Annotated in this window: 23 protein-coding genes and 1 riboswitch; of the genes, 15 read left to right on the top strand and 8 right to left on the bottom strand. The window is 37.8% G+C overall.

All coding sequences use genetic code 11. The features are described 5' to 3' along the window. Window positions 1-283 precede the first annotated feature (283 nt). The 5 genes from RMB03_RS07380 (at window position 284) to RMB03_RS07360 (ending at window position 6,798) form a co-directional block, all read left to right on the top strand. A complete protein-coding gene (locus RMB03_RS07380; RefSeq protein ID WP_127491280.1) occupies window positions 284-1,504 on the top strand; it encodes a chloride channel protein in 1,221 nt (406 codons plus the stop codon). Between the two features lie 347 nt (window positions 1,505-1,851). Beyond that, entirely contained in the window at window positions 1,852-3,060 is a 1,209-nt protein-coding gene (locus tag RMB03_RS07375) for an ABC-three component system protein (protein WP_311075046.1), read from the top strand. A 1-nt stretch (window position 3,061) separates the two neighbouring features. Then, entirely contained in the window at window positions 3,062-3,553 is a 492-nt protein-coding gene (locus tag RMB03_RS07370) for a three component ABC system middle component (RefSeq protein ID WP_311075045.1), read from the top strand. Between the two features lies 1 nt (window position 3,554). Further along, window positions 3,555-5,642, top strand: coding sequence for a DUF3732 domain-containing protein (locus RMB03_RS07365; RefSeq protein ID WP_311075044.1), 2,088 nt, complete (start codon window positions 3,555-3,557; stop codon window positions 5,640-5,642). A gap of 601 nt (window positions 5,643-6,243) precedes the next feature. Next, window positions 6,244-6,798, top strand: coding sequence for a TetR/AcrR family transcriptional regulator (locus RMB03_RS07360; protein ID WP_311075043.1), 555 nt, complete (start codon window positions 6,244-6,246; stop codon window positions 6,796-6,798). A 53-nt stretch (window positions 6,799-6,851) separates the two neighbouring features. Here the strand turns inward: RMB03_RS07360 and RMB03_RS07355 are convergent, their stop codons facing one another. Together RMB03_RS07355 and RMB03_RS07350 are read right to left on the bottom strand one after the other, a co-directional pair. Continuing rightward, window positions 6,852-7,085, bottom strand: coding sequence for a hypothetical protein (locus tag RMB03_RS07355; protein ID WP_017390345.1), 234 nt, complete (start codon window positions 7,083-7,085; stop codon window positions 6,852-6,854). A 371-nt stretch (window positions 7,086-7,456) separates the two neighbouring features. Further along, complete coding sequence (locus tag RMB03_RS07350; RefSeq protein ID WP_045125272.1) at window positions 7,457-7,888, bottom strand: SRPBCC family protein; 432 nt, start codon at window positions 7,886-7,888, stop codon at window positions 7,457-7,459. A gap of 230 nt (window positions 7,889-8,118) precedes the next feature. Between RMB03_RS07350 and RMB03_RS07345 the strand changes: the two genes are divergently transcribed. Further along, the gene (locus RMB03_RS07345; protein WP_311075039.1) at window positions 8,119-9,192 is read left to right on the top strand and encodes an alpha/beta hydrolase; all 1,074 of its coding nucleotides are present in this window, start codon (window positions 8,119-8,121) and stop codon (window positions 9,190-9,192) included. 32 nt (window positions 9,193-9,224) lie between these two features. Here RMB03_RS07345 and yddG read toward each other — a convergent pair whose 3' ends face one another. Next, window positions 9,225-10,151, bottom strand: a complete 927-nt coding sequence (gene yddG, locus RMB03_RS07340) for an aromatic amino acid DMT transporter YddG (protein WP_311075037.1) — start codon at window positions 10,149-10,151, stop codon at window positions 9,225-9,227. 204 nt (window positions 10,152-10,355) lie between these two features. Between yddG and RMB03_RS07335 the strand changes: the two genes are divergently transcribed. The 4 genes from RMB03_RS07335 to uca all read left to right on the top strand — a co-directional run bounded on the left by RMB03_RS07335 (window position 10,356) and on the right by uca (window position 16,743). Next, window positions 10,356-11,306, top strand: a complete 951-nt coding sequence (locus tag RMB03_RS07335) for a 3-hydroxyacyl-CoA dehydrogenase NAD-binding domain-containing protein (protein WP_311075035.1) — start codon at window positions 10,356-10,358, stop codon at window positions 11,304-11,306. Window positions 11,307-11,601: 295 nt separating this feature from the next. Next, a riboswitch (guanidine-I (ykkC/yxkD leader) is annotated at window positions 11,602-11,697 on the top strand. A gap of 28 nt (window positions 11,698-11,725) precedes the next feature. Further along, complete coding sequence (locus RMB03_RS07330; protein ID WP_284089391.1) at window positions 11,726-12,466, top strand: urea amidolyase associated protein UAAP1; 741 nt, start codon at window positions 11,726-11,728, stop codon at window positions 12,464-12,466. Between the two features lie 15 nt (window positions 12,467-12,481). Beyond that, the gene (locus tag RMB03_RS07325) at window positions 12,482-13,135 is read left to right on the top strand and encodes an urea amidolyase associated protein UAAP2 (RefSeq protein WP_311075032.1); all 654 of its coding nucleotides are present in this window, start codon (window positions 12,482-12,484) and stop codon (window positions 13,133-13,135) included. Window positions 13,136-13,137: 2 nt separating this feature from the next. After that, window positions 13,138-16,743 carry an urea carboxylase gene (uca, locus tag RMB03_RS07320; RefSeq protein ID WP_311075030.1) on the top strand — a complete coding sequence of 1,202 codons (3,606 nt, stop codon included), beginning with the start codon at window positions 13,138-13,140 and terminating at the stop codon, window positions 16,741-16,743. A gap of 40 nt (window positions 16,744-16,783) precedes the next feature. Here the strand turns inward: uca and RMB03_RS07315 are convergent, their stop codons facing one another. Next, a complete protein-coding gene (locus RMB03_RS07315) occupies window positions 16,784-17,320 on the bottom strand; it encodes an NAD(P)H-dependent oxidoreductase (protein ID WP_045125275.1) in 537 nt (178 codons plus the stop codon). Window positions 17,321-17,413: 93 nt separating this feature from the next. Between RMB03_RS07315 and RMB03_RS07310 the strand changes: the two genes are divergently transcribed. The 5 genes from RMB03_RS07310 (at window position 17,414) to RMB03_RS07290 (ending at window position 21,404) form a co-directional block, all read left to right on the top strand. Continuing rightward, entirely contained in the window at window positions 17,414-17,797 is a 384-nt protein-coding gene (locus RMB03_RS07310; protein WP_311075028.1) for a helix-turn-helix domain-containing protein, read from the top strand. Window positions 17,798-17,996: 199 nt separating this feature from the next. Then, the gene (locus tag RMB03_RS07305) at window positions 17,997-18,122 is read left to right on the top strand and encodes a hypothetical protein (RefSeq protein ID WP_311075026.1); all 126 of its coding nucleotides are present in this window, start codon (window positions 17,997-17,999) and stop codon (window positions 18,120-18,122) included. A gap of 4 nt (window positions 18,123-18,126) precedes the next feature. After that, a complete protein-coding gene (locus tag RMB03_RS07300; protein ID WP_001118705.1) occupies window positions 18,127-18,561 on the top strand; it encodes a CopG family ribbon-helix-helix protein in 435 nt (144 codons plus the stop codon). Between the two features lie 12 nt (window positions 18,562-18,573). Then, window positions 18,574-20,385, top strand: coding sequence for an allophanate hydrolase (gene atzF, locus RMB03_RS07295; protein ID WP_311075024.1), 1,812 nt, complete (start codon window positions 18,574-18,576; stop codon window positions 20,383-20,385). Beyond that, window positions 20,382-21,404, top strand: a complete 1,023-nt coding sequence (locus RMB03_RS07290) for an ABC transporter substrate-binding protein (protein WP_311075022.1) — start codon at window positions 20,382-20,384, stop codon at window positions 21,402-21,404. The genes atzF and RMB03_RS07290 overlap by 4 nt, the downstream gene beginning before the upstream one ends. 51 nt (window positions 21,405-21,455) lie before the next feature. Here RMB03_RS07290 and RMB03_RS07285 read toward each other — a convergent pair whose 3' ends face one another. The 4 genes from RMB03_RS07285 to RMB03_RS07270 all read right to left on the bottom strand — a co-directional run bounded on the left by RMB03_RS07285 (window position 21,456) and on the right by RMB03_RS07270 (window position 25,111). Continuing rightward, window positions 21,456-22,337: an ABC transporter ATP-binding protein gene (locus RMB03_RS07285; RefSeq protein WP_192833610.1), complete on the bottom strand. Its 882-nt coding sequence runs from the start codon at window positions 22,335-22,337 to the stop codon at window positions 21,456-21,458. Further along, entirely contained in the window at window positions 22,337-23,281 is a 945-nt protein-coding gene (locus RMB03_RS07280; protein WP_056479072.1) for an ABC transporter permease, read from the bottom strand. The genes RMB03_RS07285 and RMB03_RS07280 overlap by 1 nt, the downstream gene beginning before the upstream one ends. Before the next feature lie 95 nt (window positions 23,282-23,376). Then, window positions 23,377-23,778, bottom strand: a complete 402-nt coding sequence (locus RMB03_RS07275; protein WP_311075018.1) for a hypothetical protein — start codon at window positions 23,776-23,778, stop codon at window positions 23,377-23,379. Further along, window positions 23,771-25,111: an MFS transporter gene (locus RMB03_RS07270; RefSeq protein ID WP_311075016.1), complete on the bottom strand. Its 1,341-nt coding sequence runs from the start codon at window positions 25,109-25,111 to the stop codon at window positions 23,771-23,773. The genes RMB03_RS07275 and RMB03_RS07270 overlap by 8 nt, the downstream gene beginning before the upstream one ends. Window positions 25,112-25,146: the final 35 nt, after the last annotated feature.

Here is a 25,146-nt window from a genome sequence, read left to right as displayed (position 1 = left end):
CTCACTTAAGCATTAGTTTAATTGGGTCAAATCGAATGCTTATTTATTCACTCAGTTTGTTATTTTTCACAGTACTCGTTAACCATTTTCAGCTTGAAAATCAGCCCTAATTGTGAGATATTTATCACAGTTTAGTGATATCAAAATTAATCACTGTATCGAAAGCTCGCTTATGCGGGCTTTAATTTTTAGCCCAGTTTAAGCATTTCTCACTTAATGAGCTGGCAGCATAAAAACAATTTGAGAATTTGGCACTCACTCAAAGGCGAATTGAAGAACGCGAATGAAAATTCTACCTTCATCTGAATATGATCAAATTCTAAAATACAGTGTCTATTGGCTCGCCATATCAATTGTGATTGGAGTCGTTGCGGGGCTGGCCTCGACTTTAATTTTTGTGGCTTTTGATATTTCAAATAAAGTTAGAAGTCTGCATCACTGGCTCATCTATTTCTTGCCTTTTGTGGGCTTTGGTATTGGTTATCTCATTAAAAAATATGGTTCACCCATTGAACGGGGAACGCATTTACTGATTGATGAAATTCATCAGCCTAAATCGTTCATTCCAAAACGAATGAGCCCCATCATTTTTATCACCTCAATTTTAACGCAGTTGTTTGGTGGTTCGGCTGGGCGTGAGGCACCAGCAGTTCAGCTTTCGGGTGCCTTAATTGACCACTTGAGCCATATATTAAAAGTCTCGGAAGATAACCGAAAAATTTGTTTAATCGCCAGTATTGGTGCGGGCTTTGCTGGGGTCTTTGGTTTGCCTTTGGCTGGTGCAATTTATGGCTTGGAAATTACTGCTTTGGGTAATTTACGATATTCAGCCATTTTTCCATGTTTTGTGTCTGCCCTTGTTGCATCGACCATTCCTGAACTATTCGATATCGTTCACCCACACATTTTTTATGTGATTAGTGAGTTTCCGCCTATTCATTTCGGCACGCTCATGAACTTAATTGTGGCAGGGCTGATCTTTGGTTTGATTGCACGGTTCTTTATTGCCGCAATTCATTTTGCCAGTGACATCTTTTATAAATACATTCGCTATTTGCCATTAAGAACGATGGTGGGCGGTATCGTGATTATGCTACTTACTTTGTTCACTGCGCATCAGCAATACAATGGTTTGGGTACAGATAAAATCATTTCATCTTTTTATGTGCCGATTGAGTTTTACGACTTTTTTAACAAGACTATTTTTACTGCCATCACTTTAGGTTCAGGCTTTAAAGGTGGCGAGATTACGCCGTTATTTTATGTGGGTGCGACATTAGGTAATGCTTTAGGGGCGGTTTTAAACTTGCCAATTTCATTGCTTGCAGGCTTAGGCTTGGTAAGCCTATTTTCTGGAGCGAGTAAGGCGCCGTTAACGTCTATTATTTTAGCTGTTGAGCTATTTGGAATGAATGTTGCGACTTATGCCATCATTACCTGTTTATTGGCAGCGTTATTTTCCGGAAATTGTGGGTTGTATCGCCGTAAAAAGTTGATGGATTAGTGGGTGGTTTATAGATAGGGCTTGATTGGGCTTTGGTTCAGTCGGGTCTGCATAGAGGTTTTATTATAAAATATTAAAGATAAAAATTGGTATATTAAAAGCTTTGTAAAATATACGTTGAATTTAGGTAATATCACTAATAATTATTTCGTTTGTTGGTTCTGTGTTTATGAAGATCTAAAATATTTGTATATAAATTAATATATATTCTTGGAGATAAGATAAAATAGATTTTATGTAAATAAAAGTCATCTGTAGCATAAGGCTTGATAAAAAATTAAATTTTGATAATTTATTAGTGTGAGATTTATAAATTTAGTAGAAAAAAGCTGAAAAGAGGTTTGTTTATGGGAGATGTAACAAAAGAGGCTAGTGCCAAAATAGCAGGTTATATCTTTCAAATTCAAAGAGCACTTTATAGAATTTTAAAGAGTGATGCTTCTAATTTAGTTATTGGTATTGAAACAGATGATGATGTCGTAGAAATATCCTCAGATCATGGCTCTTTATCAGAAATTACATTAGAACAAGACAAACATTCAGTTAATCCAACTAAAAATCCTTATCAAGATAGTAGTAAAAATTTATGGCATACACTCCATATCTGGCTAGAATCTATGGAAAAAATGCAGCAAACCCATTCGAAGATAAATTATTGTTTAGTAACTAATAGTTTAGTTAATAGGAATTCTTTAGTTCATACATTATCCGAAGCAATGAAAAATAAAGAAATTGATGAATGTATTGCGTCAATGAGAAAAATTGCAGATGAGTATGAGGAAGGTGTCGGGAATTCTAATGTTATTAAAACGGTTTTAACCTACAGTGAGGAGAAATTAAAATTTTTAATTCAAAATCTTGAGCTAAAAGATTGTAATGCGACGGAAGATGAAGAGAAGCTTAAAGAAGCAACTATAAATTTATTCCATCTGCCTAAAGATTTTGAAAATTATAAAACTTTTATATATGAGAATCTCTTGGGTTATTTGACTAATTTTTGTCAAGAAAGATGGAAATCAAAAGAAGCAGCATGGATTGATAAAGATCAGATATCTAATAGGCTTTATCAAGAAATAAGTAATATAAAATTCCAAAAATATGTTGAACAACCGTTGATTTCAACTAAATATAAAGAATACTTGAGTGCTAGTAAAGGTTCTCATTTATTTATTGAGCAATTGATTTATTTAGGATTGCCTGAAAATTATTGTAATAATGCTTTAGAGGCATATTGGGGATTTTATTCTGAAAAAGTTAGATTAGAAGATGAGGGAGAAGTTTTACTTTCTCAATGGGATGCACGTAATTCTGCACTTCATAATAGATGGACCTATATTAATAATGATGTTCAGACTTTTTCAACTTCTACAGATGATGTTTATACTTGCAAGCAAACAATTCAAAAAACATTAGATCCAAATTATCTAGCACCTATAGGTGAAAATAAAACTATGCATCCTTATTTCACAATTGGTAATTATCATTATTTAGCTAACTTACCTGAACATCAATATTATATTTATTGGCATTCAATGTATGCAAAAAAGGATGCTTAAAATGAATAAAGGTTATTTAGATAAAAGTCTTATTCAAAATAGTTTATTAGCAAGTACATTGTTGACTTGTTTTATAAAAAAATATGAAGATTTAAACTCACACACAGATAGTGTTGATTTATTAAAGTTGCTTTTAGTGTTGCCACTTGTTTGGCACAAAGAAAGCTGTAACTTAATTTGTAAAAGGAAATTAACAACATCTTTGAACCAAATACTAACTGAAAACAGTTTAATAAAAGCAAATTTTGAAAAAAGAGTTTTAGAATTTTCTCCAATAGCTATACAAGGGCTAAATTTAGCAAATTCGACAAAATTAATCTCTGTTGTAAAATCTCAAGAAAATACTTTATTTATCTGTAATTTTAAAAAATGGCCATCTAATTATAATTATAAAGTATTACCTAAAGAGATGCTTTATACCATTAATAGATTAGCATACTGGTTTAAAAATCATAGTACTGAAGAATTATATTTTATGTTGATGGGGAAATGAGATGCGATTTTATTTAAAAAAATTAATTTTATGGCCTACAAATAAAGAAAATAGTATTGAAGAAATTGAATTTCATAAAGATAAAATTAATATAGTTCATGGTAGAAGTGGAACTGGAAAATCTTCTATTCTTTCAATAATAGATTACTGTTTAGGAGCTAGTAGATGCTCCATACCAGTAGGATTAATACGAGATGAGGTAGATTGGTTCGGCGTAGTGTTAGTAGTTGATGAAATTAATATTCTAATTGCTAGACGAACACCGAAAAGTAAGCAGGCAAGCAAAGAGTTTTATGTAAAGAACTTAACAAATCAAGATATACTGCCTGATCAGTTTGTTTCAAATTACAATGATTTAAAACTAAAAGACTTATTTAATAATAGAATTTTAAAAATTAGTAATTTACCACAAACAGTAGAAGAGGAAACTAGGGGATTTGATGGAAGGGCTTCTTATAGAGATCTTTCAGCTTTTAATTTCTTGCCTCAGCATATAGTTGCAAATCCTAATACACTTTTTTATAAAGCTGATTCTTATGAACATAAGGATAGATTAAAGAAAATTTTTCCTTTTGCATTAGGTGTTGTTAATAATGAATATTTGCTTAAGGAGAGACAAAGAGCAATTAAGCAACGTGAGTTAGATAGCTTGATAAAAAAACAACAGACAACCCAAAGAGATATTAATGCATGGCAAGCTGATGTAAATAAGTTGTGGTTAAAGGCAATAGAATTAGGATTAATAGTAAAAGAAGATTTAGAGTCTACTGAAGATAAAATCAAGAATTTTCAATTTTTATGTGAAAATATGAAAAATAATAATCTTTTAAAATTAATTAAAAATCCAAATTATTTATATTCTAATGAAATTTATCAAAAAAATAAAAAAATTGAAATAAAGTTTCAACAAGAAGTCGATAAGTTAAGAGTAAAAATAAGAAATTTTAGATCTTTGTCTACTACTGCTACTAACTTTAGTTCCGCTGTTGATATAGAAAAAAATCGTACAGTAAATTTTGAATGGTTTAAAGAAAATTTAGCTGAAAAAAATCATTGTATAGCCTGTGGTTCTGAGAGTAATCAGTTAAATGATTTAATCAGTAATTTAGAGGTAAAAGTAAATAAATTGAATGAACTGTCTGGTGTTTTGTATGAAAATCCTGTTGTAGATTTAGAAATTGAAAAGCTTGAAAAGGAATTGGTATGTGCACAAAATAACCTTCATGAAATAAGAAAAGAAAATTTGGTCTTAGAAGTCGAACATAATAAAAAAAATGATTCCTTAAGCCAAATTTATATTTTATTAGGAAGAATAGAAGCACTTTTAATAAATTATCAAGAAAATAGAAATGAAGATGATCTTAGTTTGAAAATAAAGGAACTGGCAAAAGAGATTCAAGATTTAGATAATTTTTTTATGAATTCAAGGAAAATTAATTTAGAAACTACTGCATATGAAAAAATTGGTAATTTAATAGAAATATATTCTAAAGAGTTTAAATTGGATCAAAGAGGGAATATTTCTTTAGATAAGTCAGAGTTAACTTTGAGATTTGATCAATTAGATAACGGGATAAAAGAGTATTTATGGGAGGTAGGTAGTGGTGAAAATTGGATGGGTTACCATATTTCTACCTTTTTAGCTTTACATGAATATTTCTCACAGAAGAAAAATTCTCCAGTTTTTAACTTTTTAGTAATTGATCAGCCAAGCCAAGTGTATTTTCCTACTACTGTCTCTGGTTATAATGAGTTAGATGATATTGAGAAGTTACAGCTTATTACTCAAGAAATTGATCAATCAAGTGAAGAGCATTTGTCTACTAATGTTACTGAGACAAATAAGTTAAATGATATTGATCTACAGCTCACTTCTAAAGAAATTGATCGAAATTATGATATCGCTGCAACTAAACGTATCTTTGAGATGCTTGAACTTGGTTTGGAAAGATCAAATTTTGGTTATCAAATTATTGTATTAGAGCATGCAGATCAATCTATTTGGGGTGGTTTTAATAATACCGTTGAGATAAGAAACTGGAAGAAGCAAGAAGATGGTCTAATACCAAAAGAATGGGTTAGAACATGAATTTAATTTAAAAAATTACCTTCGCAACCGCTCTACTTTAATACGATTGTCATTTCGCACGCTTGACGCCAACAAGTGCGAATACTATCCTTTGCGGGCTGGCCTACATTGCTAGCGGGTTTTAGCAGACCCTATCTAACAAAGACGATATACGAAACCTAGTTTTGTGTATCGTGATCTCGTTCGCCCCCTTTTTCTCTACGGTAGGGCGGAAGGGGGACACCTTCGGGTGTGCTGGTTTCTTTGTTGCCAGTCTGCTAACCCTCTTTCGTCCTGCCACCATCATTTAGCAGTGATCGGTAGGATTTCTTTTGTTAACAAAGGAGTCCGCTATGCGTACTAATTCTTCTCAATTTTTGGCCTTTTCCAAAATCTCTCCGCCCATACCAATTAAACAGTCTATAAAACGGTTTAATCGACTCTAGGTTTTCTACGCCTTAAGAATCGTTACGACTAAAAAATCATAGCAACAATAAAACCTGAGATAGCTTAGGGCACAGTTTTGTGCCGCTTTTGCATGCCTGTTTTTAGCACTCATTTTAAGAGTGACGGCATTTCTATCTCTTTTAGATACAACAAAAAATTATTTTAAGCGGTATACATGACAAATTTAGAATCTTCATTTAGAGCGCTGCGCGTGCTTCACGTAGCAAAAGATTTATTTAATCAAGATGGCTTTCATAAGGTCGGTGTCGACCGAATTATTGCAGAAGCCAAAATTCCCAAAGCTACTTTCTATAACGACTTTCACTCAAAAGCCCGACTGATCGAGATGTGTCTCACTTTTCAAAAAGATGCGCTCAAAGTAAAAGTATTTTCCATTCTTAATTCATACAAAGAGCAAATGGTGCTTGATAAACTCAAGCAGATTTACCTTTTACATGCCGACTTAAATGGCTTTTATCATTTGCCCTTTAAAGCAATTTTTGAAATTGAAAAGCTCTACCCAAAAGCCTATAGCGTGGTGATTGAATATAGAACTTGGCTAATCAGCGAAATTTATAAACTGCTTTTAACCGTCAAAACTACGGCTTCAATGAAAGATGCGCACATGTTTTTGTTTGTGATTGATGGGGCAATGGTTCAGCTTTTAAGTAAAAACAGTGTAGATGAGAGAGACAAGCTACTCGAGTATTTTTTAATAATGCTGTCTTAGCGATAAACCCAAACATAATCTAAAAGAAAAAAGCCCGTAATTGGGCTTTTTATTTATTCGAGCTCTAGTTGATCGTCATCTTTCGTGACTTTGATTTTCAACTTTTTATATTTACGCTTGTTTGGATCTAAAGCAGAGTTTGTCACTTCATCAGCAAATTTTGGATTCTGCATGAGTTTGGCATAGGCTCTGTAACCTATACGGATTCTGGTAGGTGGACAATCTGTTCTTCTGGAATAATATTCAATAAGCGAATTTAATTCCTTTAACAAACTCTGATGTTCCATTGTATTGCTTAATTTCTATTAATTAGTAAGTTGTTTTCAGCATACTAAACTTTAGAAAATTTCTAAAGATGTAAAAGATGTAGTTGATATACATCACTTTTAATAAATGTTAATTGATTTGCATTTATTTTATTAAGAGTGAATTAATTTGCATTTTATTTGGTATTTCTGATTTCTTTTTAATCAAACAGTCATAACCAAGGTGTAAATTAATGTTAGAAAAAGAAAATAGATAGAAGATTGCCACGAACAATAATTACTTAAGCAATTTTCTCACACTGTGGTATTAAGCTGACTTTAACGAGTCGGCTTTTGTTTTTGTGGACAAATAAAAAGCCCTAGATCGGGCCTTTTACTTTTTAAGTTAGTGATTAAAACTTAAGTTTTTTAAGTCCACGACTTACGCCATTTTGTAGAGCTGCTTTAATGATCGGGCCAAGAAAAGGCACTCGTCCTTTAAAGCTAATGGTGTAATCCAAACGAGTACGGTTGTTTCCCAAATCAATAAACTTCATCACACCACGGTGACCTTTAATTGGGCTAATGCCGCTTGTAATTGCATATTCGATCAGTTCATTTTCTTTGTAGACTAAATTAGTTTCTACAAAAGAAGGTGTAAATGGAATAGACATTTTACGAGCAGAACCCACACCATTACGAGCGTCTTTTCCGTTACTAATGCGAGTCACTTTAGCAGGAGCGAAAAGTTTGCTCAGGTTTTCATGTTCACTCAAGACGGCAAAGACCTTGTCTACGGGTGCATCAAATTCTTGTACGATGTTGATTTTTTGAGTTTTTAACATCTTATTCCCTCTGAAAATAATTTTGACATTGGTGATTGTCAGTTTTTGGATATTAGCACGCTTTGGGCAATGGGGGGAATTCTACTTCATCGGAGTTTTGAGTCTTCAGCAATCAGAGCCTGAATTGATCAATTGACCTAAATACTAAAACATCTGTTTTAACCTAACATGGTTAATTAAAATTTAAACGCCTAATATCTATGCTTGGGATAAGAACGAGTACAACAAAAATGAATGCTGTTCAACCAACAAAGCCCGCAGGCGTTATGCGGTATTTAATAAGTAAACTGAGTGTAATAGGCCTTGTAGTCTGTGTCACAAGTGCATCTACCGCTAAAGAAATAAAATCAGGAGATTCAGCAATGGGTTATCAAAATCAAGCTGCTTGGCAACAAATTGAACAATTTCTTCCTCAAGAATTTCATATTCCCAAAGACCAATTACCAAAAGAAGAATGGTGGGCTTGGAATGGTAATAACATCCATTTGGATACTTATCGAAATCCAAATGCAAAAATTAAAGTGATTTTATTTCATGGTGTAGGTACGAATGGCCGACAAATGTCGATGATTTTAGGTAAACCATTGGCTGATCGGGGATATGAAACAATTGCAGTCGATATGCCGGGCTATGGTGTCACTCAAGTTAGCAAAGGCAAGGTTATTAGCTATAACGATTGGGTACAGGCTGGTAGTGATTTAATTGATATTGAATTAGCAAAAGATAGTCGTCCGGTTGTGCTTTATGGCTTAAGCGCAGGTGGAATGCTGACGTATCACGTTGCGGCAAAGAATAAAAAAGTGAAAGCAATTGTGGGAATGACCTTTCTTGACACAAGTAGTCAGAAGGTTACAGACACAGTAGCAAGTAACTTATTTATGAGTCGAGTAGGGACACCAATTGCGCATTTGACTGCAAAAACACCTCTGGCCTCAATGCGGATTCCAATGAGCTGGGCAAGTAAAATGAGTACTTTGGTGAACAATAAAGACGCTTTAAAGGCCTTTATGAAAGATAAAACCTCGGCTGGTAACTCGGTTTCACTCACATTTTTAGACTCATATATACATTACAAACCTGAAGTGATGCCTGAAGAGTTTGATGTGTGTCCAGTCTTGTTAACTCAACCAGAAAAAGACCGTTGGACCCCACTTGATTTAAGTACACCATTTCTTAGCCGTATTCAGAAAGTACCTGTAAAAACCGTAATATTGGAAAATGCAGGGCATTACCCATTAGAGCAGCCGGGTTTATCTCAAATGGTTGATGCCATTGATGGCTTTTACAGCACTACGGTGAAATAACGAGTAATTGTGACCCGTTTTAATTCTGCTCGTTACGGTTTTTTATTTCGTAATTTTTTAAAGAAAGGTTGAATCACAGACCAGTTGGTTGAAATCCAACAAATAAATGAACCAGCCGTAACCATGGCTGTTCCTTGCCAAAAGCTTAAGGATAATTGAGTTTGTAAAACAAACATCGCCAAAATAGACGAAATAATAGGGGTGAAATAAGAGGCAACCACAAGCATGGTAATGTTTCCATGAATGATGCCAATGTTCCATGCCGCATAGCCAAAGCCAATTGCAGTGGATGCAATTAAAAGGGTGATTACAGTTGGAATATCCATTGAAGGAATGGCAAATTGCCCAGAGAGAAGCAGCTTGAGCCATAGTGTTAGTGCGACACAAACAAAGAAAATAGAGATCGGGTTTTGCCCATTACTCATTTTTTTGGTGAGTACACAGTAAAAAGCCCAGATAATGGCACCTACAAATGCCAAAATATAGCTCAGAGGGTTACTATGAAAATTATCGACAATGCTACTTAGACTAAAATCACCGCTGCCAGTTTGAATAAAAATAATGCCAGAAATTGAAATAAGTAAGCCGAGAATAATAAGAAAATTAAACTTTAATTCCTTAAAAATAACAAAAGCCAAAACCGTTAAACTCGGCCACAGATAGTTAACAATGCTGACTTCAATTGCTTGTTGAGGGCTTTGAGAGTAAGCAATCGCAAATGAAAAACACAACTCGTAAGCAACGAACAGGACTGTACCCAATATTAAGTATTTTTTGGAAATCTGCTTAAAGTCTGGAACTTTGAAAATGGCAAGCAACAGTAGCGCACTTAAAGAATAAATAAGCGTAACACCTAGCTCAGGTCCAATGGCGGCACTGACTTGTTTCATCAGACCGACCATAGATGCCCACATGAGAATGGCGCTTAAACCAATCAATGTTGCTAGATTTTTTGACATAAAATTCAGTAAATAACGGTTAGAAAATGGTAAAAGATTAAGTCAGACTGGCGAAAGGAATAAATTTTCAAGATAGGGAATATAGGACAAATTATATAAAATATAAACAATTAAATTTATTGATTGGTTGAATCTGCTATGTTTATTTAAGCATTCAATTGGGTAAAGAAATTTCGAATAAAACAACATTGTTACGAGGAAAATATGGAAGTTATTAAGACGGTTGGTGTGGTAGGTGCAGGTGTAATTGGAGCAAGTTGGACGGCCTTATTTTTATATAAAGGATTTAAAGTTAAGGTTTATGACCCGTATCCTATAGATGAAGCGATTTTTAAAAAAAGAATATCTGCAAATTTAAATGATTTATTGGCTTTGGATGGAAACTCTGAGCATAGCCATTCTCTACAAGATGTACTGCTTCATCTGGAAATTTCTAATCATTTGAAAGATGCAGTTTCAGAAGCTGATTTTATTCAAGAAAATGCACCTGAACGTCTCGATATCAAACAACAGCTATATCAAGAAATCACAGCATATTGTCCTCAACATACTATTATTGCTTCAAGTTCATCGGGCTTAAAAGTATCTGATTTTCAAAAAGAGGCACAACATCCTGAACGTATTTTACTAGGTCATCCTTTTAATCCGCCTCATCTCTTACCTTTGGTCGAGATTGTGGGTGGTACTTTGACATCTCCACAAGTTTTGAAACAGGCTTCCGAGTTCTATAAACAATTAGGTAAGAACCCAATCGTTTTAAATAAAGAAGTCAAAGGGCATGTAGCAAACCGCTTGCAGGCTGCGCTATGGCGAGAAGCCTTCTCACTGGTTGAACAAGGTGTGTGTTCTGCCGAAGATGTTGACGTCGCTATTACCAGTGGGCCGGGTTTAAGATGGGCGTTATTTGGTCCCTATATTAATATGCAGCTTGCAAACCAAAAGGGTTTTAAAGAGGCGATCCATCATTTAGGTCCTCCAATGACAGAATGGTGGAACGATATGCAAGCATTTCAACATTCAGACGAGACAACAGAGTTATTGGAAGCAGAAACCAATCAGCTGTTAACTCAATATAAAGATACCGATTTATACCAAACCAGAGATAAAGGATTGGTGGATATCTTAAAGCTCAGACAGCAGCTCAAGTTAGATTAAGACCAGTCTCCATAATAGAGCCAATCATTTTAATATAGAGATGATTGGCTTTTTGTTAGATCAATAAGAAAAACATTCCTAATTAAAATTGCTGTGCATTCGTTAATTGTTACTCAAATCTCTATAGAGATAATTACTGCGGTGTCGATGCTGTATTGCTGCTATGAAATGCACAATTTTTAGTGCAGCTTTTTATTTTTGAACTTAAAACGCACTCAAATTGCCCAAGTTTAGTATTACTTTTAACCAAAAACGTAATACTAAGCTGGCATGTCCTTTGCATAGTCTTAAGCAATCAAAAGTGATCTAGGGTTCCGATACTTACAGTATGTCTGGACCGAGAGTTCACGGTTCCTAGCGAACTACACGGAGGGATAAAAGCCCGGGAGGAAGTCTAAAACTATCCGACAGGAGTAGCTATGAACACTGCAAGTTATCATAACAATCAGGCGATTTGGACCGAACTTTTACCCGGCGGACATCACTGGTCAGGTCGTATTCAAAAGGGAACTATTCTTAGATTTACATCGCTTGGCGCTCAGGCAAATGTTTCTTTGTTTTGTGTAAATGCTGCCGATGTGCTTGAACGTTTTAACATGCCCGACAGTTTAAAAGGGCAACACACCGCCTATTTAAAAGCTTCCAATGTGCTGTATTCAGACCTTGGCCGTGTGATGGCTTCCATTGTTCATGATGACCATGGTTGGAACGATGCACTTTGTGGCCCGAGCCGACCTGAGCAAATTGAAAAGCAATTTGGTGCGCGTACATTTCAAGATGCCCGCAATGATATGTACCAAAACGGCTTAGACAGTTTACTCATTGAAATGTGTAAATACGGACTTGCCAGCCAAGACCTGAGTGCTGCGGTTAACCTATTTTCTAAAGTTGTGCCAGATGAAAACGGCGCTTTGTCTTATGTCAGTTCTGACAACACCAATCAAAGCATTGAATTGCGCTTTGAAATGGACTGCTTGATATTTTTATCTGCCGCGCCGCATGGTTTAGACACCAGCCCAATCTATCAACCTGCTGATATTCAACTCAGTCTATTTAAAGCCAACTCTCTAACAGACAGCGATATTTGTCGTGATGCGTGTTCGCAAAATCAGCGTGCGTTTCAAAACACAGCCCGCTACTACGCGCTTAGCAATATTTAAATCAGGAGAAGCATCATGACAGTTTTACAATCATTTGAAAAAGCAGTTTTAAATGAAGTTTGTCCTGCGGGTGAAGCGTGGATGTGCGAGGTTAAAAAGGGCCAATATTTTCGAATTATTGACCTTGAGGGAAACCAAGCGGTCGATACTTTGTTTATGAGTGCCGAAAATCCAACTGAGCGTTATAGCGCAATGGACACTTTGGCTATCAACCAACAAATCTATTTAGAAAACGGCACCAAGCTCTATAGTAACTTTGGTCGTCCAATTGCCGTTATTCATGATGATAACTGCGGGCGCCATGACACCATTGGCGGTGCCTGTTCATGTGAAAGTAATACGGTTCGCTATGCACATGAAACGTACCCTATGCATAGTTGCCGTAACAACTTTATGTATGCCTTGGCAAAACATCCCATTGCAAAAAAGCATGGCTTAAATGTGCGTCACATCGGCCCAAACATTAACTTTTTTATGAATGTGCCAGTAACGCCAGACGGTCAGCTTAAATTTGATGACGGCATTTCAGGACCGGGGAAATACGTCGAAGTTCGGGCAGAAATGGATTTAATTGTTTTAATTTCCAATTGTCCTCAGCTAAACAACCCATGTAATGCCTATAACCCAACCAAAATTCAATTGGTTGTCCGTGAAGCGGAAGGGGTGTAAGCATGTTTAAAAAAGTTCTGATTGCCAACCGCGGTGCAATTGCCTGTCGTGTAATTCGTACCCTTAAAAAACTCGGGATCGCTTCGGTTGCAGTTTATTCTGAGGCCGATCGTGATTCTTTACACGTGACTTTGGCCGATGAAGCTTTCCTAATTGGCCCTGCACCTGCCCATCAAAGTTATTTAAATATTGAAAAAATCCTTGAGGTTGCAAAACAGTCGGGTGCAGAAGCCATTCACCCTGGTTATGGTTTTTTGTCTGAAAATGCCGAGTTTTGTGATTTATGTGAAAGCCAAGGCATTGCTTTTATTGGGCCAACCTCAAGCCAAATGCTCGATTTTGGTTTAAAACATACTGCACGTGAACTCGCTATTAAAAGCAACGTGCCTTTACTTCCGGGCAGTTCACTACTTGCAGATGAAGCTGAGGCCTTGACCGAAGCGGCCCGTATTGGTTATCCGGTCATGCTTAAAAGTACCGCGGGTGGCGGTGGTATTGGCATGCGTCTGGTCTGGAATGAAACCGAATTAAAAGATGCCTATCAAACTGTGTCTTATTTAGCGCAGGTCAATTTTAAAGATGCTGGTTTGTACCTAGAGAAATTTGTACAACATGCACGCCATATCGAAGTACAAATTTTTGGTGATGGACAAGGGCAAGTTTTAGCGTTGGGTGAGCGTGATTGTTCGGTGCAACGCCGTAATCAGAAAGTCATTGAAGAAACACCCGCACCACATTTAAATGAACAGCAACGCGAATACATTCAAAAAGTTGCTATTCAACTGATGCAGTCGGTGAACTATCGCTCGGCAGGCACGGTTGAGTTTGTCATGGATACCGAAACCCAAGAATTTTATTTCTTAGAGGTCAACACTCGTTTGCAAGTCGAGCACGGCGTGACCGAGCAAGTGTTCGGTGTCGATTTAGTTGAATGGATGATCACCTTGGCAAGTGGAGACTGGTCAGCACCGACTAAACAGTTAGAGCCAACAGGCCACTCTATTCAAGTTCGTCTTTATGCCGAAGACCCGATTAAACAGTTCCAGCCGAGTGCGGGCCTACTCACACATGTTAAATTTGACCCGCAAGCACGAGTCGAAACATGGGTAGAAACAGGTTCAACGGTATCATCTTTTTATGACCCAATGATTGCCAAAATTATTGTGACTGCAGCAACACGAGATCAAGCCATTCAGGCAATGAGTGCTAGTCTTGCCAACACACAAGTCGCAGGCATCGAAACTAATCTGGAATATTTGCAAAATATTATTGCTTGCGATGTGTTTGCTTTAGGTACCCAAACCACTCGATTTTTAAATACATTTGAATGGAAAACTCAAAAAATTGAGGTGTTGCAGTCTGGTATTCAAACTGCCATTCAAGATGTAACAGGTCGACTAGGTTATTGGGATGTTGGTGTGCCGCCATCAGGTGCCATCGACCCACTCAGTTTAACTGTGGCAAACCAGCTTCTAGCCAATGGGCCAAATACGGCAGGGCTTGAATGTACCTTGCAAGGGCCAACTTTAAAGTTTCATTGCGATAGCCAAATTGTCATTACCGGCGGTGATATGCCTTCAAAACTTGATGGTGAACTTGTGCCGATGTGGCAAACCATCAACGTGAAAAAAGGCCAAGTTTTAAAATGTGGGCTTATCCGTTCAGGTTGCCGCAGCTATATAGGCGTTAAAGGTGGTTTCGATGTTCCTGACTATTTAGGATCACAGGCGACTTTTACTTTGGGGCAATTTGGTGGACACGCAGGCCGTAATTTATTAATTGGCGATATGCTGCCGATTACGGAATATTCAGTTCAATCAACCACGGCTTTAGCTCAAGCGCAAATTCCTCACTTTACCCAAAGTTGGAAAATTGCTGTGATGTATGGCCCACATGGCGCGCCAGATTTTTTCACCAAACAAGATATTGATACGTTCTTTGCCAATGATTTTGAAATTCACTATAACTCAAGCCGTACAGGCATTCGTTTAATTGGCCCAAAACCTGAGTGGGCACGTGAAGATGGCGGCGAGGCAGGTTTACATCCTTCCAATATTCATGACAATGCCTATGCGATTGGTGCGATTGATTTTACCGGCGATATGCCAATTATTTTGGGTCCAGATGGTCCGAGCTTAGGTGGCTTTGTATGTCCCGCGGTAGTCATTCATTCTGAGCTTTGGAAAATCGGGCAACTTAAAGCAGGCGATAAAGTCAAATTTGTGCCTGTGAGTTATGCACAAGCAAAAGCACTCGATCAAAAATATCATCAAAGTTTAATTGCGGCTGATACAACGCATATCGATTTTAATCCAGCCATTCAGGCAGAACCTGACACTTTAAAAGATGCGGTTTTGGCAACTTTAGAAGGTGAAGCCGACTTACCAAGCGTGACCTATCGTCCAGCAGGAAATAGCTATTTGTTGGTGGAATATGGTGAGTTAGTACTCGATCTAAATTTACGCTTCCGTATTCATGCACTCATGCAATGGGTCAAAGATCAAAACATTCAGGGCATTATTGACCTAACACCGGGCATCCGTTCACTACAAATTCATTTTGATTCAATCCAGCTCGATCAACTTGAGCTTTTACAGAAACTTCAACAAGCAGAAGCCGAGTTACCCGACATTCAAAATATGCAGGTGTCTTCACGGACTGTGTATTTGCCTTTAGCTTGGGAAGATTCGCAGACTCAACTTGCAACTGAGCGTTACACACAAATTGTTCGTCCAGATGCACCGTGGTGCCCAGATAACGTCGAGTTTATTCGCCGTATTAATGGTTTAGCTTCAAAGCAAGCGGTTAAAGATGTGGTTTACAGTGCGAATTATTTAGTGATGGGTTTAGGCGATGTGTACTTAGGCGCACCTGTTGCGACACCACTCGACCCACGTCAGCGTTTAGTCACCACAAAATATAATCCTGCGCGAACTTGGACACCTGAAAATGCCGTAGGTATCGGTGGTGCTTATATGTGTGTCTACGGCATGGAAGGGCCGGGTGGCTACCAGTTCGTTGGCCGTACCACCCAAATGTGGAGCCGTTACCGTAAAAATGCCGACTTCGAAGAAGGTAAACCATGGTTATTGCGGTTCTTTGACCAAGTTAAGTTTTATGAAGTTTCTGAGACTGAACTTCTGCAAATGCGCGAAGACTTTAAGGCGGGCCGTCTACAACTTCGCATTGAAGATGGCGTACTCAATTTAAAAGAATACAACGAGTTTTTAAAAACACATCAAGACAGCATTCAAGCCTTTAAAGACACGCAACAAGCCAATTTTGAGGCTGAACGACGCCGTTGGCATGAAGCCGGTTTGCAAGAATATATCTCTGAAAGCCTAGATGCTGTCGATGAAGGTGAGACCGTAGTTATTCCTGAAGGGGGCTGTGCAGTTGAGTCGCATATGCCGGGGTCAATCTGGAAAATTGAATGTGCATCGGGAGATATTGTTGAAGAAGGTGCAACCCTTGCGGTGATTGAGGCAATGAAAATTGAAATCCCGATTATTGCGCCTGAACGCATGAAGGTAGAAACCATTACCATTGAAAAAGGGCAAACCGTAAAAACGGGACAAGTACTCTTTACCTTGGCACCTGTCGCTTAAACCCAAAAGAGAGCATCGATATTGATGCTCTCTTTAAATTTTATGCTTCGGTCAAATGCTTTAATACTTTATGACCATGTTCAACAGCTTCTAATTTAATTTTCGACTCTGGATTGCCTGATAACGGTGATACGTCATAAAGCAAGTAAGTGGCGCTTAACTGCATTTGCGTATATTGAATTGAATATTGAACCGCTTTTAAAAAGCTATCGGCTAAGTTTTCTCGGTCGTTCACCATGTCAGCTTCTTTTTGCCCGACCGTCATGCTAATAATGACTTTTTTATCTTTTAATTTATCGCCCTGAGAGCCGTAAGCAAACTGATAAGTAAAAACTTCATCAAACCATAATTTCAAAATTGCCGGCATATTAAACCAGAACATTGGATATTGCAGAATAATCGTGTCGTGGCGTAACAAGGCTTCTTGTTCAGCACTTACATCAATTTGATAGTCCGGATAGAGCTGGAAAATATCTCGGACTTCGAGATCTGGATAGGTTTTAACAAGCTCCTCTACAATTGCTTTATTTGCAATTGATTGAGCGTAGTAGGGATGAGCCAAAATAAGTAAAGCCATGAGAGTGCCTTTAAACTATAAAAATAATAGCCACTATAATTTTTATAGTATTGGCGTACAATAACTATCAAAGTTGATAGGTAGCGTTTAAAAATGGCTAATACTGAAAATACATGTGAAGTCACGGTAAATGGAAAAACTTATCCATGTCATATCAGTATGGCTATGGACTTAGTTGGTGGAAAATGGAAATGCGTTATTTTGTATTATTTAAAAGATGGGTCGAAACGCTTTAATGAAATCAAGCAACTCATTCCTACAATTACTGAAATGACGTTAAGTCTTCAACTCAAGCAGTTAGAGCAAAGCGGCTTAATCTCTAGAACGGTTTATGGTGAAAAAGCACCGATCAAAGTTGTCTATGAAATGACAGAGTTTGGAAAAACTTTTAGACTAGTTTTAGATTCGTTATATGTATGGGCGCATAGTTTGATTCATCTATCTGAAGAGTCAAAATCAAAACTCAATTTATTGTGATTTAATTAATATAGAAGATTGGTTTTATTGTTCACATAAATTAGCTCCATCCCTGTGCATGGGGCTTTTTTTTGCCCAAAAATCACTCATAAATACCCGCCCAATCCATCAAAACCACGTTTAAAAACTGGCACATTTTCTGCATCTCTTATCAGTAATACAAAAACTGAATTTGGTAATACCAAGCTAGAGGTGCGATATGAACGATGTAAAACCCGTGGTTCAACCAAAGCAAACTTTAAAAGCCTTTTTAGTCGAACTACTCAGTGTACGTGCAGGCGTATATATCAAACAAAACCATTATCCGACTAAAACAAAAGGATAAGACAGTGGCAAAACAAAAGTTAGCTCGAATCAGTATTACCGTACCTGAAACGACCCTCAACGCACTCGACCAAAAAATTGTTGAGCAGAACTATGAAAGTCGCTCGCAAGCCATTGTCGACATGATTAATAAACATCTGATTGCAGAGCAAGCACAGGCCAATGAAGTTATGGTAGGCACCTTGACGCTGCTTTATGACGCTAGCCAAATGACCCTACGCAATCAATTGGTCGATTTACAACAACAGTTTTTAGCACAAGTGATTAGTTCACTTCATATCCAGCTCGACCAACAAAAGATATTGCAAGTCATGTTAATGCAGGGTGCGAGCTCTGAACTCAGACAAATTAGCCAGCAATTTATTGTGCTTAAAGGGGTGATTAAAGGGCATTTAGAATTGATGGATGCCGTGATGCCGCCTATACAGCAAAATGACTAAATGAGGAGTAGCGTGTTGAAAAATTTATGGACAATTCAAGACTGGAAAACAGCATATCAAAACGGGCAAATCCATTTTGAAGATCTGATTGCTTATGTTGCAGAAATTAAAAATGATGACCACGCATGGATCGAAATTGCATCGAGCGAGCAGATTCAATCGCAAATTGATGTTTTAAAAGACCAGAATATTGCTGACCTACCTCTATACGGCGTGCCATTTGCAGTCAAAGACAACATTGATGTCGCTGGCTTTCACACGACTGCTGCTTGTAAAGAGGTTCAATATTTAGCTAAGCAAGATGCTGTCGTAGTTGCCAAGTTGAAAAAAGCAGGGGCGATTGTGGTGGGCAAAACGAACTTAGATCAGTTTGCGACTGGACTGGTTGGTGTTCGTTCTCCCTATGGCGCAGTAAAAAATAGTTTTAACCCTGAATATATTAGCGGCGGTTCAAGTTCTGGTTCTTCTGTAGTAGTGGCTAACGGTATAGTGCCTTTTAGTTTAGGAACAGACACGGCAGGATCAGGGCGTGTTCCTGCGGGCCATAACAATATTGTAGGCCTAAAACCGACAAAGGGCTGGTTTTCTACTACAGGTTTAATTCCTGCATGTCGGACTATTGATGTCATTTCTATTTTTGCGCTGCATATTGATGATGCGTGGACCGTTGCCAACTTAATGCAAGGCTATGATGAAACAGATGAATATTCACGAGCACATCCAGCCAATGTACCAACTCAGTTTTCTAAACGAAAAATTGCCATTCCTGCCCAGCTTGAGTTTTATGGCGATCTTGAATCTGAAAAGGCCTTTTTAATTGCAATTGAGCGCGTAAAAAAGCTGGGCTATGAAGTTGAGAGTATAGATTTCAGCTTGTTTAATGAGCTTGCTGCTGCACTTTATAATGATGCATGGGTAGCGGAAAGAACAATCGCCGTTGAACGCATGACAACGCGTGAAAAGGCTCATCCAGTCATTGCTCAGATTATTTCTCAGGCAGATAAATTCAAAGCAACAGATGCACTTCAAGCGGAATATAACCGCGCCGTTCTGGCTCGAAAAATTAATTTGGCGTTACAGCCTTTTGATGCCTTAATGGTTCCAACAGCACCAACCATTTATACCATTGCCGAAGTTGAAGCCGACCCGTTGACTAAAAACGCGCACATGGGGGCCTATACCAACTTTGTTAATTTTGCCGATCTTTCTGCTTTAGCCTTACCAAATGCACTGCGTGAAGATGGTTTACCAAGTGGAGTAACCTTTATTGCATCAGCTTGGCACGATGAGGCATTGGCAAATTTTGCGCAGCTCTGGCAAACCGAAACATTGCTAAGCTTGGGTAAATCAACTCAACATTATCAAAAAAATATAGAGATTCAGTCGAATCATTCAGTGCAGCTAGCTGTTGTGGGAGCGCACTTAACAGGTATGCCACTGAATTTTCAGCTCACTAGCCGCAATGCCACTTTACTCAAGAAAACCCAGACAGCAGATACTTATAAGCTCTTTGCCTTAAAAAATACCACACCACCAAAACCCGGCCTGCAATGCGATGCAACAGGTACTTCTATTGAAGTTGAAGTTTGGGATGTTCCATTAGCAAATTTTGGAGCCATTGTGGCTGAAGTACCCGCACCACTTGGTATTGGTAACCTCAAACTAAAAGATGGCACATGGGTCAAAGGCTTTATTTGTGAAGCGTATGCCATTCAAGATGCAACCGATATTAGCCATTTTGGAGGCTGGCGAGCCTATATACAGTCATTCAATCAAACCGCTCAAAGTGTTGTTAATAAAAATGTTGGGGAAGTTTCTATATGATGAAAAAAGCGTTTTTATCCGTATCTATTTTATCGGCAGTTGTATTGGGTGGGTGTGACAATACGGCTAAAGTGCCTGAAGCTAAACAAGATGCTCAGGCAGCCACGAATACAAAACCAATTACCATTGGCTATAGTGATTGGCCGGGCTGGGTGGCTTGGCAAGTAGCCATTGAAAAAGGCTGGTTAAAAGAAGCAGGGTTAAATGTAGAATTTAAATGGTTTGATTATTCGGCTTCTCTTTCGGCCTTTTCAGCAAATCAGCTTGATGCCGTTTTGGTCACCAATGGCGATAACTTGGTAACCGCTTCGGGTGGCACGCAAGGCATGATGATCATGGCAACAGATTATTCTGCGGGTAATGATGTCATTATTGCTAAAGAGGGTATTAATACCATTCAAGACTTAAAGGGAAAATCAATCGGTGTCGAAAAAGGCTTGGTTGATCATCTTTTGCTAGCAACTGCTTTAACCGACCATAACATTAAAGCGAGTGAGGTGATGCTGGTAAACTCAGCAACCAACCAATTACCTCAAGTGTTTAATAGCCCAGATATTTCTGCGATTGCTGTTTGGCAACCTGTTGCAGGTCAAGCATTAAAAGCAGTAGCTGGTTCTAAAATTATCTATACCTCTAAAGACAAGCCAGGTTTAATTTATGACACACTGACTGTCAATATGAGTCATTTAACTGCCCATCAAGAAGAATGGAAAAAAATCATTCAGGTGTGGGACAAAACAGTTAAATATATTAATGACCCTGCGACTCATGCCGATGCGGTCAAAATCATGGCAAACCGTTCAGGGGTTGAGCCGAAACAATATGAGTTGATGGTCAGCGGTACGCATCTCTTAGATATCAATGCTAATAAAAAAGTATTTGTTAAATCTGAAGGGTTTGACTCAATTTATGGTTCGACCTATCACGTCAATAAATTTAACGTTGAAAACGGTATTTATAAAACTGAACAAAACGTAGATGGGCTGATTTATCCAACACTGATAGAACAACTCAAATAAGCCCAATAAATTAAAAAGCCCAAGTTCAGCTTGGGCTTTTTAATGTCTTACTTATTTCTCTGTACTGACCTGAGTCATACGCGGAATTTTTGGTAAGTCTTGTAAAGCTGGGTCAAGCTCGTCCTCTTCAGCATGTACCAAATAATCAACCCGTGAGCGGAGCTGTTTAAACTCAGGCGTACTCATTAAATCGAGTGAGCGTGGGCGAGGTAAATTAACTTCAATGATTTCCTTAATTTCACCCGGATTGGCTTTGAGTGCCACAATTCGGTCTGCCAGTAAAATAGCTTCATCCATGTCATGGGTCACAAAAATAATGGTGATATCAATGTTCTGCCATAAATCCATTAAGTGTTTTTGCATTTTTTGGCGAGTGTGAGGGTCGAGCGCACCAAAAGGTTCATCCATAAGTAAAATTTTAGGTTGATTGACCAAGGCTCTCGCAATTGCAACGCGCTGTTTCATGCCACCAGAAAGTTGATGTGGATACTGATTTTCATATTTTTCTAAACCAATAATATTGATCCATTCGCGGGCTTGAGCTTCGGCTGTCATTTGACTAGCACCGCGCATTTGCGGGCCAAACATCACGTTTTCTTTTACAGTTTTCCAAGGGAAAAGAGTATAGCCCTGAAACACCATGCCGCGTTCAGGACATGGTCCAGTAATGCATTCGCCGTCTACTAAAACTTCTCCACTATGGTATGGGTCTAAACCCGCAATGACACGGCTCAGTGTCGATTTACCGCAGCCAGAAGGACCAATCACACAAATAAATTCTCTTTTGTGAATTTTCAAATTAAGTTTATTTAAAACCGTACGTTCGCTTTGACCATGCTTAAAGACTTGGCTCAGTTGTTTGGCTTCTAAAATAACAGGGCGTTCATAAATTTTTTGAAAGTATTCATGTGCGTTAAATGTTGAATCGTTCATTATTTTGCTCCTACTTTCCAAGTGAACATTCGCTCACCTAACTTCATTAATACCCAATCACAGACCAGACCAATCACCCCAATAATCAAAATAGCCGCATAGACATTGTCAAAGTTCTGATAGCGTGCCTGTTGGGTAATAAACCAAGTAATACCAGAGGTTGTACCAATCAACTCTGAAACAATTAAATAGGTCCAAGCCCAGCCCAATAGCACACGTAAGTCTCGATAAATATCAGGTAAGGCAGCAGGAATCACCACGTGAAATAAACTTTTGAGCTTATTGGTGCCAAGGGTATAGCCAGCTTCAATTAAGCTTCGATCTACCATTCGGGTGGTATTGGCAATAATTAGAATTTGCTGAAAAAGCGTACCAATCACAATAATTGCAATTTTAGGTGCATCATTAATCCCTAAAATTGCCACTGCAAGTGCACCAAAGGCAGGAGCAGGTAAGTAACGGAAAAACTCGACAAAAGGCTCTGTTAACAGTGAAATGCGCTTAGAAAAACCACACAAAATACCTAGTGGAATCCCGATTAATGAAGATATGAAAAAAGCTGAAAATACCAGTTTAATACTGTGCCATAAACTTTGATGAAACCACGGCGAATCAGGTTGTTCGGGTGGCGTAGTAAATGCAGTCACCAAAGCTTGAGCGACTTCATGAGGAGCGGGTAAATAAATCGGATTGACCAAAATACCTTGTGGTGGTGCAGAATTTCGATTGACTGCATTTTGTGCCTCGAGATAGAACACATTTTTATCAACACGACTTCCTACTTGTAAGTAAGAAACACTTCCCGAACTCGTGATTTGTACTTGAGGATGCCAAACAAAAGGTAAGTAACTGATTGCGCACCAAAGACATATTGGAATAACGAAAGAACAAATACTGAGAATCAGCTTGTTCTTTCGCGTAAATTCCTTTGCAACATAACCCATATCGAGAGCTCCCCATTTTGATCAGTATTACGATTTTCATAAAACGTAATATTGTTAAGCAAAATAAGTGCCATCTTTAAGGTGCTCTAGATGAGTTAATAAGATGAGGGAACTAAAGTTTCATGCAAATAAGTCCAATAACATTTTTCGCCTTCTACTTTAATGCAGGCTGTAGAAGTCCGTACTGTCTCGGTTTCACTCGTTTGCTGATGTTCCTGATATTGCACCCAACAATAATTTTCAAATTCGTATAAAGCTGTACTCTTAATAATGTCGATTTTTAAAGAAGGTTTGTTCCCGATATTTTGGCTAAATAAACTATGCACTTCGGCGAAACCAATGCTGTGGCCTTGAACCATGACCATCTTAAAATTTTGATCGAAACTATCTAAAAGTGGGTTAAGACTTTGCTCTGCATTTTGGCCTGTAAATACATTTTCGATCAAAACGTGTAGGTCAATCACGCTTTGAATGGCCTGATCCATTTGATTAGACATGGGTTTTCTCCTTTAAAATGGGAATGAGTGAGAGTAAGCAGAGTAAAGCTGCAATTAAAAAAGTATGTTGATAGCGAAGCAGATCGCTTGAGCCAGACATCAAGTTATATATCGAAATGAGAACAACAGTACCGACACTAAATGAAACTTGTCGATTGATGTTCCAGAGTACACTGCCTTGTAGTAAATCTTGACCCTTGAAATCAATTAACGAACTGATTTGGGCAATATTGGCGCTTAAGCCACCTCCCATACCCATCACTAAATAGGCGAATACTAAAAAGCTTATGGAGCTAGTGTTTGAAATAAAAAATAAGAAAAAGATTCCAAGGCTATGAAGGGTAATGCCAATAATAAGTAAATATTTTTTTTCTATTTTTTGATAGAGCAGGCCACCGCTGATCATTGCTACTAGCGCACCTGCTGCATAGAGCAACATGAATGAGCCAGTTTGTTTTGCATTAAAGCCAAGGTTAACCTGTAAATTAAAAATATTGAGTAAATTAACACCTGTAAAAATACCGGGAACAGCGTAATAGACAATAAATGCATTGCGTAAATTTTTATTTTTTAATAACTGAAGATTAAGAATAGGATGATCGATTTTTTTCGAATGTTGAATGTAAAAAATAAGCATTCCCACCGAAATTAGTAAACTGCTTACAGCCAACGTGAGATTGTGATAATCCCCATAGAATGAAAATGAGAGTAACAAACATAACAGGCTTATATTAAAAATAACCAAGCCTTTTATGTCTGGTTTTTCACTCGACATATTCTCTGTTTTTTTTACCCATAGCCACGCTAGAAATGATGCAAGTAAAGAAAATGGGAGGTTAGATAAGAATACCCATCGCCAATTCAATGAATCAATAATTACACCACCAAGGGCGGGTGAAAATGCGGGCGCAATTAAGGCAATTGCCATAATCATTGTAGAAATGCGTTGGCGCTCTTGATTGGGGAATAAGGCATATACGAGAGCTTGGCCGACTGGAATTAATAAACCTCCAGCGATACCTTGAATAAAACGCCAAAAAATTAAGCTATAAATCGATTCACTAAAGCCAATAAAGCAAATGCTTATAGAAAATAACAGCATTGAATAACATAATAACTTTTGGTTTCCTAACTTGGTGGCTAACCATAAACTCATGGGCATGATTAAAATCAGGCCGAGAATATACGCATTTGTTACCCAAGCGACCATGGATTGGCTGACTGAAAATGATGATGCAATATTAGGTAAAGCAATTGCTGACATAAAAATGTTAATGCAATCAATAAAGAACCCAAGTAAAAACACCGTTGCTATTTTATATCGATAAGACATACCTACCTCCGTGCAGGCAGGGTAAGATTCAGCTC

The sequence above is a fragment of the Acinetobacter sp. V91_7 genome (genome assembly GCF_031799075.1).
GTDB classification, from domain to species: domain Bacteria; phylum Pseudomonadota; class Gammaproteobacteria; order Pseudomonadales; family Moraxellaceae; genus Acinetobacter; species Acinetobacter calcoaceticus.
This window is presented reverse-complemented; position numbering and strand designations above follow the sequence as displayed.

Excerpts from the sequence above, each read along its gene's own strand:
- RMB03_RS07275 (WP_311075018.1), bottom strand. The coding sequence starts at position 23,778 with ATGTCTAATCAAATGGATCAGGCCATTCAAAGCGTGATTGACCTACAC.
- RMB03_RS07365 (WP_311075044.1), top strand. The coding sequence starts at position 3,555 with ATGCGATTTTATTTAAAAAAATTAATTTTATGGCCTACAAATAAAGAA.
- RMB03_RS07350 (WP_045125272.1), bottom strand. The coding sequence starts at position 7,888 with ATGTTAAAAACTCAAAAAATCAACATCGTACAAGAATTTGATGCACCC.
- RMB03_RS07305 (WP_311075026.1), top strand. The coding sequence starts at position 17,997 with ATGAACGATGTAAAACCCGTGGTTCAACCAAAGCAAACTTTAAAAGCC.
- yddG (WP_311075037.1), bottom strand. The coding sequence starts at position 10,151 with ATGTCAAAAAATCTAGCAACATTGATTGGTTTAAGCGCCATTCTCATG.
- RMB03_RS07375 (WP_311075046.1), top strand. The coding sequence starts at position 1,852 with ATGGGAGATGTAACAAAAGAGGCTAGTGCCAAAATAGCAGGTTATATC.
- RMB03_RS07380 (WP_127491280.1), top strand. The coding sequence starts at position 284 with ATGAAAATTCTACCTTCATCTGAATATGATCAAATTCTAAAATACAGT.
- RMB03_RS07360 (WP_311075043.1), top strand. The coding sequence starts at position 6,244 with ATGACAAATTTAGAATCTTCATTTAGAGCGCTGCGCGTGCTTCACGTA.
- RMB03_RS07270 (WP_311075016.1), bottom strand. The coding sequence starts at position 25,111 with ATGTCTTATCGATATAAAATAGCAACGGTGTTTTTACTTGGGTTCTTT.
- uca (WP_311075030.1), top strand. The coding sequence starts at position 13,138 with ATGTTTAAAAAAGTTCTGATTGCCAACCGCGGTGCAATTGCCTGTCGT.
- RMB03_RS07290 (WP_311075022.1), top strand. The coding sequence starts at position 20,382 with ATGATGAAAAAAGCGTTTTTATCCGTATCTATTTTATCGGCAGTTGTA.
- RMB03_RS07370 (WP_311075045.1), top strand. The coding sequence starts at position 3,062 with ATGAATAAAGGTTATTTAGATAAAAGTCTTATTCAAAATAGTTTATTA.
- RMB03_RS07325 (WP_311075032.1), top strand. The coding sequence starts at position 12,482 with ATGACAGTTTTACAATCATTTGAAAAAGCAGTTTTAAATGAAGTTTGT.
- RMB03_RS07315 (WP_045125275.1), bottom strand. The coding sequence starts at position 17,320 with ATGGCTTTACTTATTTTGGCTCATCCCTACTACGCTCAATCAATTGCA.
- RMB03_RS07330 (WP_284089391.1), top strand. The coding sequence starts at position 11,726 with ATGAACACTGCAAGTTATCATAACAATCAGGCGATTTGGACCGAACTT.
- RMB03_RS07310 (WP_311075028.1), top strand. The coding sequence starts at position 17,414 with ATGGCTAATACTGAAAATACATGTGAAGTCACGGTAAATGGAAAAACT.
- RMB03_RS07345 (WP_311075039.1), top strand. The coding sequence starts at position 8,119 with ATGAATGCTGTTCAACCAACAAAGCCCGCAGGCGTTATGCGGTATTTA.
- RMB03_RS07355 (WP_017390345.1), bottom strand. The coding sequence starts at position 7,085 with ATGGAACATCAGAGTTTGTTAAAGGAATTAAATTCGCTTATTGAATAT.
- RMB03_RS07335 (WP_311075035.1), top strand. The coding sequence starts at position 10,356 with ATGGAAGTTATTAAGACGGTTGGTGTGGTAGGTGCAGGTGTAATTGGA.
- RMB03_RS07285 (WP_192833610.1), bottom strand. The coding sequence starts at position 22,337 with ATGAACGATTCAACATTTAACGCACATGAATACTTTCAAAAAATTTAT.
- RMB03_RS07280 (WP_056479072.1), bottom strand. The coding sequence starts at position 23,281 with ATGGGTTATGTTGCAAAGGAATTTACGCGAAAGAACAAGCTGATTCTC.